This is a genomic window from Marivita sp. (assembly GCF_020055675.1).
GTDB lineage: Bacteria > Pseudomonadota > Alphaproteobacteria > Rhodobacterales > Rhodobacteraceae > Marivita.
In genome coordinates, this window is the sequence record NZ_JAIPUS010000001.1 from 334064 (window position 1) to 352239 (window position 18176).

Here is an 18176-nt window from a genome sequence, read left to right on the forward strand (position 1 = left end):
TCGCCATCGCCGCAGCGGCGATCGACAGCGATGTTCCGCTCAGGCAGTGGCCGGCAGCGCGCAGGTTCATGATGCCCGGCTGGCGGTCCGTGACATGACAGGCAAACAAGCGCCTGCGAACTGCGGCACCAAGCCCATGTTAACTTTTTCCTTTGCCGGTGGAGCCGCGCTTCGTTTAAGTAACATGCGTGTGATGACAAGGCTGCCAATATGACAACGGACAACATTCTTTATATCGCCGAAACCGATGAATTGGGCCGCGTGGTCTGTGTGTGGAGCACCGACGAAACCAAATCGCGCCCCAAACCGCTGCGGCGACCGGTTACACGGCGATTCGATCTGCAGGCGACACAATGTTTTGGTGCGTCGCCTGTGGACATCGCGACATGGATGCACGACGGCGCGCATTGACCGTAAACGCGGTGTCGGTCGGTATGGACGGAGAGGGCTGAAACCCGTGTCTCAGCCAGGGCTGTCGTTCGCGGTCTTTGTGGACACGCATCCGTGTCGCTTGGAGCCGGCCGGCACGCACGCGGGCCTGCGCAAGATTGGTCTGCCGGACCAGCGGGCGGGCCGGATGCGCACCCGCTGACCAAGCTCGGACCGTGGCCAGATTGGCCAAGGCGGACGGGGATCAGAAATAGTTCAGATCCGCGTTCAGCATAAGACCCACCGCCAACAGGTCGGCCGTGGCGGTCTCCATGGCGTCACTCGTTGCAACATCATAGAGCACGTCTCCGCGCGTGTCGGTCCCGGTCTCAAGCGCTTCGACGAACGAATCGATTTGCCGTGCGTCGAACAGGTCCGTTGCATTGGCGTTCGAGACCAATGTGTCCACGAAGGCCTGATTGCTGAGATCGTCACCGAAGCTCGCCATGAATTCGTCACTCGCCACGAAGAAATCCGCGACCTCGTCTTCTTGGATCAGGTTTTCTTCAACCACTTCCGTCCAGAACGATGCCCCGGCCACATCCGCATAGCGTCCGAACGCGGTGTAATACATCTGTCCAAGATCGATCTGCGCCTCGTCGGTGGATGCGGTCCAGGTGGCATCGTCGAAAGAGATGGTTTCGACCCCGAAGAGCAACGAACCTCCCGCCTCGCCGAGCAGTGCAACGCCGCCGCCCGTTCCGCTTACGCTCAGACCGTCTGCGCTGGATGCGACGGTCACGTTGCGTGCTGAAACGACGTCGGTTTCTCCGAGCACCGCGTTTGCCGAAGCGTCGATGTCGCGATCACCAAAGATCGACTCCGCGCGGAAATCGAGGTTCTGGATACGGTCATCCAGCCGGGGTGTCGTATCGACAAGATCGACGGTCGGTGCGTTTGTCTCGATCCCGAACTCCGCCAGCAGATATTCGGCCAGCGCGTCCTGTTCACTGCCGGTTGCGGCAAAATCCGCGCCGCCATCGAAGCCCGGATTTTCGTCATCTACGAGATCGACACGATTGGTGGCGGCGGCCACTGTCTCGTCAAAGCCCTCTTCGCTGTCGACGGTGACAGGCAGACCATCGGCCCCGCCATTGGCAAGGAAATTGAGCGTCACGGTGCGGAAGGTCGCATCACCGTTGTCGACCACAGACCCATCACGCACGAGTTCTGCTATGACATCGCCGGTGTCTTCGTCCACCAGCGCCGCATTCACCAGGCGATTGCCCGGTTCAAGGTCGGCAGAGAACGAGAACCGAAGCCCCGAGAACTGGCCCCAGCCGCCGGCGCTTTCTTCGAGGCTTGTGTAATTTGCCAGCGTGGCTTCGACCGTATCCACGATCTGCTGCGTTGTCAGGCTCAATAGCGTCAGCCCATTGTTGAAAGCGAGCGTGTTGGCGATGTCGTTCGTGCTGATGCCGCCATCGGGCTTGCCGCCTTCGATGCCCTCTGTCGGCAGGCGCACCGGCCCCCCGTCACCCGCTGGCTGTTCGATGCGGCCGATATTTGCGCGAATGCCGCCGCCGTTTTTGAACGAGAACACCACGCTGTCATCGAACTGCTGAACATAATCGAGGTTGGCATCCGCCGTCAGGTTGCCGAGATTCGTTTCCTGGGTCCGCACGCCATCTGCACCACCGCCGGCGCGTTCGGCATTCAAGAACTCGGTCGCGACTGCGAAGAACGTGGACTCACCAGCGAGGATGGTTTGCTCGACCGCTTCCGTGATGGCGATGATCTCCGGGTCGGCCAGCCCTTCGGCGCCAAGCGCCGTGACACCCGCATCCGAGGTTTCATAGGCCCCCGAAATCTCGGGGTCATAGCTGTCGGGCAGAATGACGCCGTTTTCGTCGAAGTCGATCACGAGACGACCGACGTAATTGTAGGCGGCATCGGTGTTGACCACGGCCACCGGGTTGTCATCCGCGCCGGTAAAGAAGGCGGGATAGACCCCGTCAGCGGCCTCGCCATCGAAACCCGGATCGTTTTCATCCAGCAGGACAGAGTTCGATCCACCTGCCATGATGATATCGACGCCTTCCAGCATCGTGGCAAGCTCTTGTTCACGAGACAACACCTGTTGGTGGCTCATCAGGATGACCTTGTCCAAACCCGGATTGGCCGCGAGGAGCGCGTCGACATCTTGCTGGATGATCGCTGCGAGCTCGGTAAGGTCATTCGATTCCGGGAAGACGCCAAGATCGGGGCCGGGGCTTGTCAGCCCGTCGTCAATGGTCGGAACCACCGAGCTGACGAGACCCAGAAGTTCGCCCCCTTCGGTTTGAACCACGGCTGAGCCCGTCACCTTTCCGGCGATGTCCTGCACGTTCTGACCATCAGCCGTGGCGATCGGTGCGAGGTTGGGGTCGGTGGGATAATCCAGGTTGCCTGCCAGGTAGGGGAATGCCGCTCCGTCAAAGGGCAAGAAGCCGGATGTGTCCGCGTCTTCGTCGAACGCGATGTTTCCGCTTACGAGTTGCGCGATGATCGACGTGCCGTTGTCGAATTCGTGGTTGCCGAATGAGATTGCCTGAACCCCGAGCTCGTTCTGGATCTGGACGTCGGCGGCCCCCGGCGCACCGTAGATCGAGGTCGACGCGTCGTAGAACAAGCCGGGTATCCAGGCGTCCCCGGAGGACAACAAGAGCGTGTCCGCAAATCCGTCTTGGCCATCATCGTCGATATCCTGAGCGCGCAATGCGTTCAAAACCGCCGAAAAATTTGGCGCGAGGTCGATCGATGTCGTGTTCGCCTCTTGATCGGAAAGATGGAAAAGCTGGAGCGTGAAAGCACCGTCAAAATTATTCATGTCAGGGTCCATTGCTTGTCTGGTTTTGCCGTCTTCGCAGGTGACTCATGCCGCGCGCGATACTGTGCGAGGCAGAGTAACGATGCGCGACGCACGTACGCCTGAGTGGGTCTGGTGATCACCTGCTTATCCGCAGGTGTGTGAAGTGTTCTCAACGGTTTTGTAATAATCGCATGTCGCGTCCGATCGCTCGGGAAACAGGCAAGCCGTCGCGGACCGGGTCCGGGACTGTCGTGCGACACGGGTGCCATTTGACGGCCACTGACACAACTATACCAACGGCGTGACAGGGCAGCTTTTGAGGCCTAGCCTTCGTGAGACATGCAATGTTCAGAATTGAGCGCAAAATTGATATGCATAAGGTGATGTTTGGACAGGATATGATGGTGCGGCAATGGTGACCGGGGATGCTGCCGGCACCGTGGACGTCGTATCGGAAGGTGATTCCAATCTTGTCGCCTTGTCCGGAGAGGTGACGATCCGAACGGTTACGGCTTTGAGCGAGAAGATTGCGCGGATCACGGCCGAGTGTCCCGTTGAGGTGGACCTTGGCGACGTTAGCCGTCTGGATACCGCTGGCGCTTGGATGCTGACGACCTTTCGAAACCGGATCGAGGCGGACGGGGCGACCTTTGCGATCATCAACGCAAGTTCCGAGGCGGACAGTCTTTTGGAAAGCGTGGCGGAGTCCATGCCGGAGGTCGAGGAAGCCGCACAAAACCCCACCACGCTTGTCTCGATCCTTGAGACAGTCGGACAGGGCACATCCAATGGCACGCGTTTTCTGCTGGCGCTGACCGGTTATCTTGGGATGTTCCTGTCCCGGCTGTTCCGGACATTGCTGCACCCGAAGGAGTTTCGGTTCACGTCACTTGTTCATCACTGTCAGGAAGTTGGATTGAAGGCTGTGCCGATCGTCGCGTTGATGGCGTTTCTGATCGGTGTTGTCCTTGCGTTCCAGGGGTCAACCCAGTTGCGGCAATTCGGGGCGGAAGTCTTTGTGGTGGATCTGATTGCGATCTCGATCCTTCGCGAATTGGGGATATTGCTGACCTCCATTATCGTCGCGGGCCGGACGGCCTCGGCATTTACGGCTTCCATCGGATCCATGAAGATGCGCGAGGAGATCGACGCGATGCGCACATTGGGCCTTGATCCTGCAATCGTATTGTTCGTGCCGCGCATCCTTGCCTTGTTGCTGATGCTGCCGATCCTGGGCTTGATTGCCAATCTTTCGGGCCTTTTCGGCGGTGCCTTGATGGCGTGGATCGATCTGGATATTTCACCCCAGATGTTTCGCACCCGGCTTATCGAGGGGACTGATATCGATCATGTTATTGTCGGATTGGTAAAGGCGCCTGTCTTTGCGCTGATCATCGGGGTGGTTGGCTGTCATGCGGGCATGCAAGTCGAAAGCAATGCAGAGTCGCTGGGACGGATGACATCGAACGCGGTCGTTACCGCGATTTTCGCAGTCATCGTGGCCGACGCCATCTTTTCCGTCTTTTTCGCGAGCCTTGGCATATGACCTCGAAGGAAACAGTAATTTCCGTGCGCGGACTGGAAAACCGGTTTGGAAGTCATGTCGTCCATGAAAATCTCGATCTTGATGTCTTTCGTGGCGAGATCCTGGGTGTTGTTGGCGGATCGGGTACTGGAAAATCGGTCCTTCTGCGCAGCATTACCGGGCTGCAACGGTCCACGGCCGGACATATCGATGTGCTCGGGACCGAGGTGCAGGAGGCGGATGAAGACGCGCGTGCAGCGCTCGAGGCCCGCTGGGGCGTCATGTTTCAGGATGGCGCGCTCTTTTCGTCTTTGACCGTGCGCGAAAATGTCGAAGTGCCAATGCGCGCGATCACAGGGCTGGACCCGGAAATCAGGCGCGCGTTGGCAGATTTGAAAATCTCCATGGTCGGCTTGCCCTATCTGGCCGGCGGCAAATACCCTTCCGAGCTGTCGGGAGGCATGCGCAAACGCGCCGGGCTTGCGCGGGCCCTCTCGCTCGATCCGGAGATCGTGTTTCTGGACGAACCGACCGCAGGCCTTGATCCAATTGGTGCCTCCGCCTTTGACTCGCTCATCCGTGGCCTGAGCCGGTCACTAGGACTGACGGTCTTTCTGGTGACGCATGATCTTGATACGCTGCACGCGGTTTGTGATCGTATTGCCGTGTTGGCGGAAAAACGCGTCCTGGTTACCGGTACCATGCAAGAGATGTTGCAGGTCGAACACCCATGGGTGCATGAATATTTCCATGGGCCAAGGGCTCGGGCGGCGCTTGACGCGGCGCAGAACGCGTAGAAAGGGATCTCGTTTGGAGACCAAGGCCAATTATGTCCTGATCGGCGCATTCACCCTGCTTGGTTTCTTCGGGATCATGGGCTTTCTGCTCTGGTTTGCCAGTTTCGAATTGGACCGACAATTCGACTATTATGATATCAACTTCTCATCCGTCTCGGGCCTTGGAAATGCGTCTGACGTGCGGTTCAGCGGCCTTCCCGTCGGGCAGGTCGTTGACGTAAAGCTGGCTCCGGAACGCGATGGCTCCATTGAAGTGCGCGTTGAAGTGGCCGCAGATACGCCGGTGCGGACTGACAGTATCGCAACCATCGAGGCGCAGGGAGTCACCGGCGTCTCCTTTGTCAGCATTGGTCCCGGCACCCCTGACGCGCCGCTCCTGACCCAACCGGAGGATGGCACTGTCCCCGAGATCGAGGCCGGTCGCTCGACACTTCAATCGCTGTCAGAGGATGCGCCCAGATTGCTGGAAGAGATGTTGCAGGTGGTGCAAGACGTCAGCGGCCTTCTGAGCGGGGAAAACCAGGGCCGCCTCGAACGCATACTGGTGAATATCGAGGGCGCGTCGGCGGATTTTTCCCAGACTCTTGAAGATTTTTCAGCCGTCGCCACAACGATCAGCGATTTCGCCACGCAGATCGAGAGGTTCAATACCACTCTTGATACGCTGTCCACAGACCTGACCGGTGTCCTGGAAAATGCCGACAGTACCGTCACATCCATCGGCGCGTTGTCCGAAGAGGCCAGGTCTGTTTTGTCCGACGGGACAGAGACCCTCGACAGCGCACAAGAGATGATCACGGTCTCCCAGCGCTATGTGTCCACCGATCTGATGGCGATGACACAGGACCTGCGCGACACCTTGGCGGATATCCGCAGCGAGATCGACGGCCTTGGCGGTCGCGCACACCAGGTGTTGGAGACATTCGACACGACCGGGTCAACCGCGACGGCGCGGCTGGACGAATCCAAAGCCACTTTGGCTGCCGTTGACGATCTTGTTGCGCGGCTCGATGCCTCCGCCGGCGCTGTTACCGCGGCGGCGGACCAGTTGACTGAAATGATCGAAACGCAAGGTGCGCCGCTGTTGTCAGAGACACGGGACATGGTTGCTCAGGCCAACGGCGCGATCGCCTCCATCGCGGATGTGGCAAACACCGATCTGCCCGCCATTGTCACGGATATCCGCGAGGCGACAGAGGCTTCCTCGGCTGTCATTTCGGAGGTCGGAGCGAGCCTGAAAAGCGCAAGCGGGAATGTTGACGCCATCTTGAACAGCGGCCAATCCACGCTCGAAGAAGCCAACCGCGCCTTTGCCAACGCCAATGATACGCTTGGCGCGATCAACTCTGCCCTTGAGACAGGAGACCGCGCGCTGGCCGCCGCCGAAGGCACCTTTACCGGCGCGGAGAAAGTGATCAACGAAGATTTGGCTGGTATCATCTCTGGCCTGGAGACAACGCTGGCCTCTCTGAATGGTGCCATTGCTGAAGTATCAGGAGACCTGCCGGAGGTGACCGCGGATTTGCGGGCCGCGAGCCAGTCCGCAGCAAACGCGTTCGCTGAGATTCGCAGGCTGGCGGACACCTCCGCGCCTGCAATTTCCGATTTCACATCCTCTGCACTCCCGCTTTACGCGCGCCTGGCGAGTGAAACGCGGACCTTGATCTCGAACCTCAACCGTCTCACAAACCAGATCCAGCGGGACCCGACACGTTTCCTGCTCGATCAAGAAACACCGGAATTCAGGAGATGAATCTGTGAAACATGGTCCCATACTGACCCGGTTGCTTTCTGCCGTCGTCGTCCTTCTGACTGTCTCGGGATGTGCGACGCTGTCGGCGCTGAGTGATGCGTCAACACCGTTGGAGGTCTATGAACTGCGCAGTCCCGCCGACATCACGCCGCGTTCGGGACAACCCTTGCCGGTTGATGTGATCATCGAATTGCCAACGACATCGGGGTCGCTCGAAACGGAGCGGATCATGATCCGCCCCAGCCCGCTTCAGGCGCAGTATTTGCCTGATGTCCGGTGGAGCGATCCGACGCCACTGATGGTTCAGAACCTGATGCTGCGCGCGCTCGAGCGAACGCAGGCTTTGCGCTACACGGGGCGGGTCCCACTGGGGTCTAGCGGGGACTACGCCGTTGTCACCGAATTGCTGGATTTCGAGGCCGAACTTCAGGAAGGCGGCGAAACCGCCATGATCCGGCAACAGTTCATCGCAAGGCTGGTCCGGGAGGGCGATGCCCGCATCATGGCAAGCAGAACCTTCACGGCAAGCGCTGCATCAACCTCTTTGGACGCGCCAGACCTTCTGATTGCTTTCGACGCCGCATCGCAGCGTCTTTTTGCAGAGTTTGCAACTTGGGTCGTGGGGGAATTGGCCGGTCGCTAGGAGCCACGCCGGGCGATCACGCAGGATTTCCTGCCTAGGCCGTGGCCACTTTGTGACCCAGCCCCGTGAGCTTCGCCGTCAGGGGCTGCAGGAGCATGGCGTCTTTTCGACGACCAGAATGGTTTCTTGCCCCCGCACACCTGATGATGTCCACTTTGTCACCCTGCGCGACATTGTCGCCAAAATCCCTCGGGAAAGATCGCTTGATTGTCGTGCCTTCATTCAATTCCGCGAATATCCGGATGGGGCTATCCGATTGCCTGATGACGCCGACCGGAATCCCCGGGTCCAGGCCCTTCTGCGGTGAAACCGGGGTGGTTCACCGACCTTGAACGCGCCCCGGTCACGTCGTGCACAGCAGCAGGCAGCGTCGCATGCTCGCACTTAAAGGAAGCGTTAAGCCCGCGCGGATTGACCTGGCACCGTGGCGACAATTTTCGATCTCATCGAAGTCACTGACATCAGTGCACATACGACCTACTCTCAGGCGAACGGGAACCTGTTGGGTGTCGTTGAGAGCGCCGTTTCTTCGGAATTTGATGACGGGGAATTCGACGGGGGGGATCTCTTCACGCTTGAGGGTCAGACCTACCGCATAGACCAGATCCAGGAGCCTGACAGCAGCGGGCAGTTTACCACGGCTGATGGAACCGACATCAGCTTCAACCCACAAAGTGAATCCGATCTCGATGTGATCTTCCTGACTGTTTCGAACGGCGTCGAAACGCGTCACTTCATCATTCCCAAAGACAGCTATGGGCCCCTGGATCTCGAGGAAATCCGAACCGGAGAGATAAAGGATGTTGCCGGAAACGACGCGGCGCTGGTGTCCACCCAGGACAACGATGTGAAGGTGGTTTGTTTCTGCGCCGGAACGATGATCAGGCGCGCCGACGGGTCCGATATTGCGGTCGAAAACCTCAAAGTCGGTGAATGTGTTGAAACGCTCGACAATGGCGCACAGGCTGTGCGCTGGGTGGGGCAAAAATCGCTATCGTTACCTGCACTTCTCCGACATCCGAATTTGCGGCCGATCCGGATACCTTCCGGCTCCCTTGGCCCGGGCCTTCCGAAGGCTGATCTTTTCGTGTCGCCACAACATCGGATCCTCGTTCGCTCGCGGATTGCGCGCCGCATGTTCGGAGTGGAGGACGTGTTGGTCGCGGCAAAGAAACTGGTTGGCGTAAACGGGATCGCAATTGCCAACCCGGCTTGGCAGACGACTTACCTGCATGTTCTTTTGGACCACCACAACATATTGGTTGCCAATGGGGCCCCGTGTGAAAGCTTGTTTCTTGGGCCTCAGGCCCGTCAATCCCTCGGGTCCAAAGCCATCGAAGAGATTTCATTGATCTTCAACGGCGTACCGGGGGTTTCCCCGCCTCGGGATACGGCGCATCTTCTTCCAGGCGGTCGCCGTGTTCGGCGTCTGGCCAAACGCCATCAGCAAAATGGCAAGTGGCTTTTTCAAATGTAGAGTACCGAGACACGGAACTTTTGTGAAAAAAGGCGATAACGGGGACCGCCGCCGCGTCTGGTTGGTATTAACAGCGGACGATCGATCCCGAAGCAGCACCCAACACTTTGGTGTTGGAAAACTGCGCAGACCGGTGCGGTGTCGAACTTCAGCCCCGCCGCGAACGGGGCCACCGGTACGTCGGACATTTGCCTTACGGGGTCGAGCGAGCCGGTCTTTCGATTGACCTTGGTCCGCCTGAATACGCGTCAAGCGAACCGATCGATCAAGCTCTGGTCGATCTGGACAAGCGCACCCTTGCCCTGGATGACGTGGCGGGCCAGGCGGTTGGCCGTCTCTATGCTGAATTTACGGGACCATCCCGCCATTTGCCCAGCCAGAAGCGCCGCGTTGAAACTGTCCCCCGCAGCGGTTGTGTCCACCACATCGGACAGCGGTTCGACCTCGATTATGCCGTGCGCGTCGCTATCGCGGTAATGCACATCCGCCGCGCCGTTCTTGACGACGACCGTGTCTGCGCCTGCCTGACAATACCGTCCCACGGTTGCAGCCGGGTCTGCATCCCCAAACCAGCTGGTTTCGTCCTCGAACGAGGGCAGGATCATGGTGCTCACCGCTGCGGCTTGCATCACCGCTTCGGTCATGTCTGAGGGGCTGTCCCAAAGACGCGGGCGCAGGTTGGGATCAAACACCACCTCTTTGCCGGCACGCCGCGCTTTTCCGATCCCATCGAGCAGCGTCGCCCGGTCCTGGCGGTCGAGGATCGCAAGCGTGATTCCGGAGAAATAGATGATGTCTGCCCGTGACTGCGCGGCCCCCAATGCGGCCGCATCCCGCGCGAGACATCGCGCCGCGGACTGCCCGCGCCAGTACGAAAAGCTGCGTTCTCCGGCGTTCAAGGTGATCAGGTAAAGGCCGACCGACCGGCCCGGTATGACCTGCACATGTTCTGTGCCGATCCCAGATGTGCTCATCATATCCAGCATTTGCCCGGAGATCGCATCCTCCCCGACCGCGGTGAAATAGGACACATCCGCCTGTGAGCAAAGCTGCGCGAGATACCACGCGGTATTGAACGTGTCCCCTGCAAACCCCAGGCTGTAGCTCCCCGGGGTCGACGCCGGGGCCAGTTCTGCCATGCATTCGCCTATGAAAAGGACACGTACCATGAACCATCCGTCCGTTTTGAGCTGAGCCTCGACAGCACAATCGTATCGCTTGGGATATGTCAACGAAACAGGCCGACAAGCGACGAAGCGGCTGGTCACCTCCGGGGTGGTCCGGTTACACTTGCCTGCAACCGACGCCGACCCGAAAGGACAACAAGATGACCCGATTTTCCTTGACCGGTACGCGCGCTTTCGTGACCGGCGCAAATACCGGGATCGGGCAGGCGATTGCCCTTGATCTTGCCCGCCACGGCAGCGCGGTGGTCGCGGTTGGACGATCCTCGATGCAAGAAACCCTCGATGGCATTGCAGCCGAAGGTGGACAGGGTGTCGAACTGCGCGCTGACCTGGCAAGCCCGTCCAGCGCGGTTGCCGCATTCGAAGAGACGCTTGCCACGCAGGGCCCGGTCGATATCCTCGTGAACAATGCCGGGATCATTCGCCGCAATGACAGCATCGACTTCACCGAAGAAGACTGGGACGCGGTGATGGATATCAACCTAAAGGTCGTGTTCTTCCTGAGTCAGGCATTTGCCCGCGCACGCCTGTCCGCAGGGCAGGGTGGGAGTATCGTGAACATCGCCTCTCTTTTGTCGTTTCAGGGCGGCATCCGTGTGCCCAGCTATACAGCGTCGAAAAGCGGCGTGGCTGGCCTGACACAGACCTTGTCCAACGAATGGTCGCCCAAGGGAATCACGGTCAATTCCGTGGCGCCTGGATATGTCGAGACAAACAACACCGAGGATTTGCTCAAGGACCCGGAGCGGCGTCAGGCGATCCTCGACCGCATTCCCGTCGGGAGATGGGCGAGGCCGGACGATATCGCGGGCGCGGTGACATTCCTTGCCTCGCCCGCCGCGCGTTACGTGACCGGGATCACCATGCCGGTGGATGGCGGGTGGCTGGGGCGGTAGCCGATTGGATGACCACCCTGTGTGTCATATGTTGACGCGATCCGCGCCTTTCAGGCCAAGGATCTCGCGTGTTTGATCCGGTGTCGCGACCTGCATGCCCAATGTCTCGATGAGCGTTCTGGCGGTTTCGACCTGCTGTGCGTTCGATGTCGCGGGCACACCCGGCCCGGCCCAGAGAGAATCCTCCAGCCCGACGCGCACATGCCCACCTTGCGCCAGTGCCATCGCGGCAAGGGGCATCTGGTGCCGCCCGGCGCCCAGCACCGACCATTGCCAATTGTATCCGAACAGCCGGTCCGCCGTTCGCTTCATGTGGGCCACGTCATCCGGGTGCGCGCCGATTCCCCCCATCAGGCCGAATACCGTCTGGATGAAAAGCGGTGGCTTGACCAGGCCGCGGTCCAGGAAGTGCCGCAGGTTATACAGATGTGCGGTGTCATAACATTCGAACTCGAACCGCGTGTCATGCGCCGACAGTGTCGTGATGATGTCCTCGATCTGACCGAAGGTGTTGTTGAAAATGATGTTGCGGTTCGACAGGTAGTCCCGTTCCCAGTCATGTTGCAGATCGGGGTAGCGGTCGAGCATCGGATAAAGCCCGAAATTCATCGATCCCATGTTGAGCGATGCCAACTCCGGCTGCACGGTGGCGGCGGGACGCAGGCGGTCTTCGACACTCATGGTCGGGGCACCGCCGGTGGTGATGTTGATGATGCAATCGCATTGCGCGCGGATAGCCTTCAGGATGGGCGCGAAGGCTTCGGGTGTTTGCACGGGCCGTCCATCCGCGTCATCTCGGGCGTGCAGGTGCAGGATTGACGCTCCGGCGCGTGCGGCCGCGATGGCAGAGGCGGCGATCTGTTCGGACGTGACCGGCAGCGCGTCGGACATGGACGGCGTGTGGATCGCCCCGGTTATGGCGCAGGTCAGGATGACAGGTCGTGATTTGGTCATTTCATCACCTTACAGGTTTTGCATTGTCCCGCCACGTTCTAACGTGGCGGTGGAACGGTCGCGATGGGAGGACGCATCATGAGCTTTGGATTGAACGGCGCACGGGTGATTGTCACCGGGGCAGGGGCCGGCATTGGCCGCGCCATTGCCGAGGCGTTCGTGGCGCAGGGCGCGCGCGTGCATGTCTGTGACATCGACGTGACCACGCTGCGCGATTTGCCCAAGGGCATGGAGGGGATGCAGGCCGATATGGGTGATGCAACGCAGATCGACTGCTACATGACGGCGGCGATCACCGCGCTCCGGGGGGTGGATACGCTGGTGAACAACGCGGGCATTGCCGGGCCGACAGGCCGGGTGGACGACATCGACCCCGACGATTGGGACGCCTGCCTGAGGGTCTGCCTGACCTCGCAATTTCATACCGTGCGCATGGCGGCGGATGCGCTGCGCCAGAGCGATAATGCCGCGATCGTCAATCTGTCTTCGCTTGCCGGGCGGTTGGGGTTCGGGTTGCGCACGCCTTACGCGGCCGCGAAATGGGGGGTGATCGGGCTGACCAAATCGCTTGCGATCGAGCTTGGGCCGGACGGTGTGCGGGTCAACGCGGTGCTGCCGGGCGTTGTTGCCGGAGATCGCCAGACGCGGGTCCTGCAAGCCAAGGCAGACCGGCAGGGCCGCAGTTTTGAAGAGGTGGAGGCCGAGGCCCTGCGCTACACCTCGACCGGACGCTATGTCCAACCCGAGGATATCGCCAACCAGGTGCTTTACCTTGCCAGCCCCATGGGCGCGGCGGTGTCGGGTCAGGCGATCTCGGTCTGCGGGGATACCCAGATGTTGACCTGATCGCCTGACCCGACAGGGGCGTGGTTCATGTTTTCCCGTCACCTGTAGATCAGCGTCGGCAGCCACATCGCGATTCCCGGCACAAAGGTCATCAGCAGAAGGCACGCGACCAGCGGGATGAGGAACGGTGCAGTCGAGACGACACAGTGTTCGAACCGCACACCGGACACACGGCTCAGGACGTAGAGCACCATTCCCACGGGTGGTGTCAGCAGTCCCAGCATCAGGTTGAGCACCATGATCACGCCGAAATGTACCGGGTCGATCCCCAGTTCGACTGCAACCGGCAAAAGCACGGGAACAAGAATGGTGATTGCGGCCACGGTCTCCATGAAGCACCCGACGATCAACAGGATCAGGTTGATCATGAGCAGGATCACCCAGGGTCGATCCGACAGGGCCAGCAATACGGTTGCCGCTGCTTCAGGCACCCGGTTCGATGTCAGGATCCAGGCGAAGATCGACGCCGCAGCGACCACGAACAGCACGACCGCGGTGGTCTCGATGGTGTCAAAGCTGACCCGCAGGAACCGTTTGAGTGTCAGCGTACGGTAGACGACAAGTCCCAGAAACAATGCATAGGCGCAGGCCGCGATGGCCGCCTCGGTCGGGGTGAAGGCACCCGACAGAATGCCTCCGACGATGATGACCGGTGTCAGCAGTGACAGGAACGCCCGTGTAAAGGTCACCCACAGCAATTTCCACGCAAAGGGCTGGTCGCGCTTGAAATTTCGCACCCGGGCGAAATAGGCGACCATCAGCATGAGCGATGCGGCCATGATCATGCCCGGCAGGAAGCCCGCCGCAAAAAGTTGTCCGATGGAGGCACCTGAGACCACGCCGTAGATCACCATCGGCAGCGATGGCGGGATGATCGGACCGATAGTCGACGACGCCGCGGTGACACCCACGGCAAAGCCCGGCTCGTAGCCCGCGTCACGCATCGCCTTGATTTCGATGGAGCCAAGCCCGCCGGCATCGGCCACGGCCGCGCCGGACATGCCGGCAAAGATCACCGACGCACCCACGTTGACATGACCAAGCCCGCCGCGCATCCACCCGACGAGCGCAAGCGCAAAGCTGAAAATCCGTTCGGTGATCCCGGCGCTGTTCATCAGGTTCCCGGCAAGGATGAAGAACGGCACCGCCAGCAGCGGAAAGCTGTCCACCCCGTTGATGACCCGGTGTGCCACGATCAAAGGCGGCACGTCGCCCGTCAGGATGAAAAGGGCCGATCCGCCGATCAGCGCGATTGCCACCGGCACACCGCAAACCAGCAGCACACCGATGATGAGGAACAAAATGGTGAATGTCATCGGATCAATCGACCCCTTTCATATCGACATGATCGTCGGGATCAATCAGGTGGCTGGTTCCCAGGCGAATATGCTTCGCGGTGTTCCAGATCGCGTAAAGTGTCATGGCGGCAAAACAGACCGCGACATAGTAGTAGACCGCCGATTTCGGCACCTCGATGGACACCATGAGCTGTGTGGTGCGCCCGGCGAGCTGCATTGTCAGGTATGTCATGCCCGCGTAGAAGGCGACTGCGATGAGATCGATCGCGAATTGTGCAAACCTGCGCACCGTGCGAGGGACGTATCGGTACAGGAATTCGACCGCGATATGAGAATTCTTGCGCGTCGCCATGATCGCGCCGGTGAATGTCAGCGCGATGAGCAGGAAGCGGGCGATCTCTTCGGTCCATCCCAAAGAGTTGTTCAGGACGTAGCGGGTAAAGAACTGGAGAAAGACGACAAAGGCGAGAACCCAGAAAACCGTCAGCAGAGCGTAATCCTCGACGGAGATATCCGACAGGTCGATCTGCTCGTCTTCGTCTTCTATGTCGATTTTGGTGACTTGGAGTTCGTCCTGGATCTGCGACATCGACGGAACCTCATGCAAGCGCGTGTCAGGGCATCAAAGAGGCCGCGCGCATCCGCGCGGCCCCATGTCTTCAAACCTGTGCCGGGCGATCAGCCTTCGGCACCGATCGCTTGCAAGCGGTCATAGGTATCCTGATCCCAGGTTGCCATGTCGCCGTTGTGCATCTCCATCACGGCCTCGCGGAACGGCGTGATGTCGACCTCGTTCACATTGGTGCCTTGCTCGCGGAACCAGTCGGCCAATTCTGCTTCTGCATCGCGGATTTGCGATGTCACACAGCCCGCGGCATCTTCGATGATGCCTGTCAGGGTTTCCTGGTCTGCGGCATCAAGGCTGCCCCAGGTCGGACCGCCGACGATGCCAAGCAGGGAATCCACGATGTGGCCCGTCAGGTTGATGTCGGATTGCACTTCGTGGAATTTCTTGGCCTGGATCGTGGGCAGTGGGTTTTCCTGGCCGTCGACGGTGCCTTGCTGCAAGGCCAGGTAGACCTCTGCAAAGGCAATCGGGGTCGGATTGGCATCAACCGCACGCGGGAACATCATGTAAAGCGGCGCGTTCGGCACCCGCAACTTCATGTCCTCCATATCCGCAGGTGTCTGGATCGGCATGTTCGACGTGGTATGCCGCGCGCCGTAATAGGCCAATGTGATGGCGTGGTTGCCGGTTGCGTCGTTGTAGCCCTGGAGCATATCGGCAAAAAGATCACTGCCGCGATAGGCTTCCCAGTGATCATAGTCCCGGAACATGAACGGCGCGCCGCCGATTGCAATGGGCCCGTAGGAGCGCCCGGCAAACAGCTGTCCGGTCCAGATCATGTCGACGGTGCCAAGGCCCAGGCCTTCGTTGATATCGACTTCCTTGCCCAACGAGGATGCCGGGAAAACTTCGATCCCGAGCCGGTTGTCGGTCGCTTCGGCCAGCTTGTCGCCCGCTTCGACCGCACATGTGTGATAGGGTTCGCTGGCTTCGTAGACATGCGCCCATTTCAGAACACGGTCTGCCTCTTGGGCGGTGGCCGGAAGCGCCATTGCCAAGGCGGTGGTTGCGGACAGAGTGATCTTTAACATGTTTCGTTGAATTGTCATTTTAGGTCCTCCCTTTTTGTCGTCGTTCACCCGCACGTCTCAGTCGGCAGTCTCCTCGCAGCTGAGCAGTGGGATGTCTTGGCGCGCGGCAAAATCGTTCAATGCCGTCACGGTCGTCTGGTCGAGGCCGAGGCCACCCTCCAGGCGGCGCTCGGCCTCGGCCCATTCGCGGTCGCCAGCGGCCATTACGGTCTCCAGCGGTGCGGTGGCAGAGTGGCGAATGCTGTCGCGATAGCGGCGGATCACCGCTTCGGCGGTTGCCCGCCCCACGAAGGCATCCGGGTCGAGGGCAAGGACGAACGCCCCCAATCGGCGCGGTGTTGTCAGGTCGTCCGAGATCATTGGCGGCAATTCGCGGCTCAACGGCGAGTCCGACAAAGCCGCCGACAGGATTTCCGAGATCCCGGCAAGACCGGCCCCCTTGTACCCGAAGGCACCGCCCAACGGGGCGAGCATCGTGGCCAATTCCGGGGTGACGGTGTCGATTCCGTTGCTGTCAGACGCGGTGCGCGCCGGCAGGGTATTGCCCAGGGCCTGCGCAAGCTGCACCTTGTTGAAGGGAATGGCGCTGGTCGCCATGTCGAAAAGCCAGGGTGGCTCATCCGATCCGGTACTGGCAGCAAAGGCGATCGGGTTGGTCCCGTGGAACCGTTCGGCCCCGCCATGCAGGCGCACGTAAGGGTCTGAATTGCAGACGCACAGCCCGATCATGCCGGCCTCGGCAATGGCAAGCGCATAAGCGCCGGCCGCGCCAAAATGCGACGAATTCTGGATCGCAACTGCACCGATACCCGACTGGCCCGCCATGCCCACCGCAGCTTCGACCGCGGCATAGGTTGCACGGGCGCCATGCCCGTCATCCGCGTCCAGGAGGGCAACTGCGCCCGATGTGGTATCAAGCCTGATCTCGGGGTTGGTTTTCACCCGGCCATGTTCGAGCACTTTCAGGTAGTGCGGCAAGAGCCTGTAGCCGTGGCTGTCTACGCCATGCAGGGAGGCATGGCTGAGCGCGCGCAGGATGGCGTCCGTGGTGGACGCATCCGCCTTCACCTTGCCAAGAGCCAGGCGCGAGAAGTGCTCCATCTCGGACAGCATCACCCGCCGCCGTCCCGTCTCAAGCGGCGCGTCCGATTGCATTGCGTTGTAATCTTCGACGTTGCTGCGGATATGCTTACTCAACAACTCCGCAGCAAGATCGCCGTCATTTGCCCGGACAGCCTCTAGGATGGCGATATGGGTCGCATGGGAGCGGCTGATCCGGCGGCGATCTCCGGTCAGGCGCGCGCGAATGGACTGTATCCGCGACGCGATGGTGACAAACGACTTTTCGAGGTAGCGGTTGCCGCAGCGCCGGAACATTTCCATGTGGAAATCGTGATCGGCCCGGGAAAATGCCGCGATATCGTTTTTTTCCAGCGCGGCCGCACCCAACTGTATCGACCGATCCAGATCTTTCGCCAGCCCGGCCTGGTCCTTCGCGATGGCAAGCCGAACAGCCTGCGTTTCAAGCACGTCGCGCAGGTAGCCCAGTTCCTTGACATCAGCGGTGTCGAGGGTGATCACCCGCGCCGACCGGTTCGGCGACATCACGACCAGGCCTTCCTGCGCGAGTTCAAGCAATGCCTCGCGGATCGGGCTCTTGCTCATGTTCAAAAGCGCCGACAGATCCGATTCCCGCAATGTCCGACCGAAGGCGAATTCATCCGTGACGATGCGCTCGCGTATCCAGTCGCGCGCCTGCTCTGACAGCTTGCGGCGCGTCTTGCCCTCTTGCGAGGGGGCGGTTCGAGGTAATGACGACTCTATCTCCATGCGGAGACGATAGGTGATATCCGATATATCACAAGAAAAATTTTCGCCATTTTGAACGTTCGGCAGGTGTGCGGATGCGCTGGTCGTTGGA

Annotated in this window: 15 protein-coding genes; 8 read left to right on the plus strand and 7 right to left on the minus strand. The window is 60.1% G+C overall.

The genetic code is table 11. The annotated features are described in order from the left end of the window. Positions 1 to 210: 210 nt before the first annotated feature. A complete protein-coding gene (locus LCF59_RS01655) occupies positions 211 to 411 on the plus strand; it encodes a hypothetical protein (RefSeq protein ID WP_292284923.1) in 201 nt (66 codons plus the stop codon). A 223-nt stretch (positions 412 to 634) separates the two neighbouring features. Here LCF59_RS01655 and LCF59_RS01660 read toward each other — a convergent pair whose 3' ends face one another. After that, on the minus strand, positions 635 to 3238 hold the full coding sequence (locus LCF59_RS01660; RefSeq protein WP_292284925.1) for a 5'-nucleotidase C-terminal domain-containing protein: 2604 nt from the start codon (positions 3236 to 3238) through the stop codon (positions 635 to 637). A 394-nt stretch (positions 3239 to 3632) separates the two neighbouring features. Here LCF59_RS01660 and LCF59_RS01665 point away from each other — a divergent pair, with 394 nt between their 5' ends. The 5 genes from LCF59_RS01665 (at position 3633) to LCF59_RS01685 (ending at position 9415) form a co-directional block, all read left to right on the plus strand. Continuing rightward, positions 3633 to 4766, plus strand: a complete 1134-nt coding sequence (locus LCF59_RS01665; protein ID WP_292284927.1) for an MlaE family lipid ABC transporter permease subunit — start codon at positions 3633 to 3635, stop codon at positions 4764 to 4766. After that, complete coding sequence (locus LCF59_RS01670; protein WP_292284929.1) at positions 4763 to 5542, plus strand: ABC transporter ATP-binding protein; 780 nt, start codon at positions 4763 to 4765, stop codon at positions 5540 to 5542. Before LCF59_RS01665 ends, LCF59_RS01670 begins: the two co-directional genes overlap by 4 nt. A 13-nt stretch (positions 5543 to 5555) precedes the next feature. Further along, positions 5556 to 7295, plus strand: a complete 1740-nt coding sequence (locus LCF59_RS01675) for an MlaD family protein (RefSeq protein ID WP_292284931.1) — start codon at positions 5556 to 5558, stop codon at positions 7293 to 7295. Between the two features lie 4 nt (positions 7296 to 7299). Then, a complete protein-coding gene (locus LCF59_RS01680; protein WP_292284932.1) occupies positions 7300 to 7938 on the plus strand; it encodes an ABC-type transport auxiliary lipoprotein family protein in 639 nt (212 codons plus the stop codon). A 424-nt stretch (positions 7939 to 8362) separates the two neighbouring features. Further along, positions 8363 to 9415, plus strand: a complete 1053-nt coding sequence (locus tag LCF59_RS01685; protein WP_292284934.1) for a Hint domain-containing protein — start codon at positions 8363 to 8365, stop codon at positions 9413 to 9415. 248 nt (positions 9416 to 9663) lie between these two features. Here LCF59_RS01685 and LCF59_RS01690 read toward each other — a convergent pair whose 3' ends face one another. Beyond that, on the minus strand, positions 9664 to 10584 hold the full coding sequence (locus LCF59_RS01690) for a sugar kinase (protein WP_292284936.1): 921 nt from the start codon (positions 10582 to 10584) through the stop codon (positions 9664 to 9666). Between the two features lie 158 nt (positions 10585 to 10742). Between LCF59_RS01690 and kduD the strand changes: the two genes are divergently transcribed. Further along, the gene (gene kduD / locus LCF59_RS01695) at positions 10743 to 11498 is read left to right on the plus strand and encodes a 2-dehydro-3-deoxy-D-gluconate 5-dehydrogenase KduD (protein WP_292284938.1); all 756 of its coding nucleotides are present in this window, start codon (positions 10743 to 10745) and stop codon (positions 11496 to 11498) included. A gap of 24 nt (positions 11499 to 11522) precedes the next feature. On the opposite strand, the gene LCF59_RS01700 is transcribed toward kduD, so the two are convergent. Continuing rightward, complete coding sequence (locus LCF59_RS01700) at positions 11523 to 12452, minus strand: 3-keto-5-aminohexanoate cleavage protein (protein ID WP_292284940.1); 930 nt, start codon at positions 12450 to 12452, stop codon at positions 11523 to 11525. 78 nt (positions 12453 to 12530) lie between these two features. On the opposite strand from LCF59_RS01700, the gene LCF59_RS01705 reads away from it, so the two are divergent. Continuing rightward, entirely contained in the window at positions 12531 to 13298 is a 768-nt protein-coding gene (locus LCF59_RS01705; protein WP_292284942.1) for an SDR family oxidoreductase, read from the plus strand. Positions 13299 to 13336: 38 nt separating this feature from the next. Here the strand turns inward: LCF59_RS01705 and LCF59_RS01710 are convergent, their stop codons facing one another. From LCF59_RS01710 to LCF59_RS01725, 4 genes are all read right to left on the minus strand, one after another. After that, on the minus strand, positions 13337 to 14614 hold the full coding sequence (locus LCF59_RS01710; RefSeq protein WP_292284944.1) for a TRAP transporter large permease: 1278 nt from the start codon (positions 14612 to 14614) through the stop codon (positions 13337 to 13339). 4 nt (positions 14615 to 14618) lie between these two features. Beyond that, on the minus strand, positions 14619 to 15185 hold the full coding sequence (locus LCF59_RS01715; protein ID WP_292284946.1) for a TRAP transporter small permease: 567 nt from the start codon (positions 15183 to 15185) through the stop codon (positions 14619 to 14621). A gap of 89 nt (positions 15186 to 15274) precedes the next feature. Continuing rightward, positions 15275 to 16273, minus strand: coding sequence for a sialic acid TRAP transporter substrate-binding protein SiaP (locus tag LCF59_RS01720; RefSeq protein WP_292284948.1), 999 nt, complete (start codon positions 16271 to 16273; stop codon positions 15275 to 15277). 39 nt (positions 16274 to 16312) lie between these two features. Continuing rightward, entirely contained in the window at positions 16313 to 18085 is a 1773-nt protein-coding gene (locus LCF59_RS01725) for an Ldh family oxidoreductase (protein ID WP_292284950.1), read from the minus strand. Positions 18086 to 18176 lie beyond the last annotated feature (91 nt).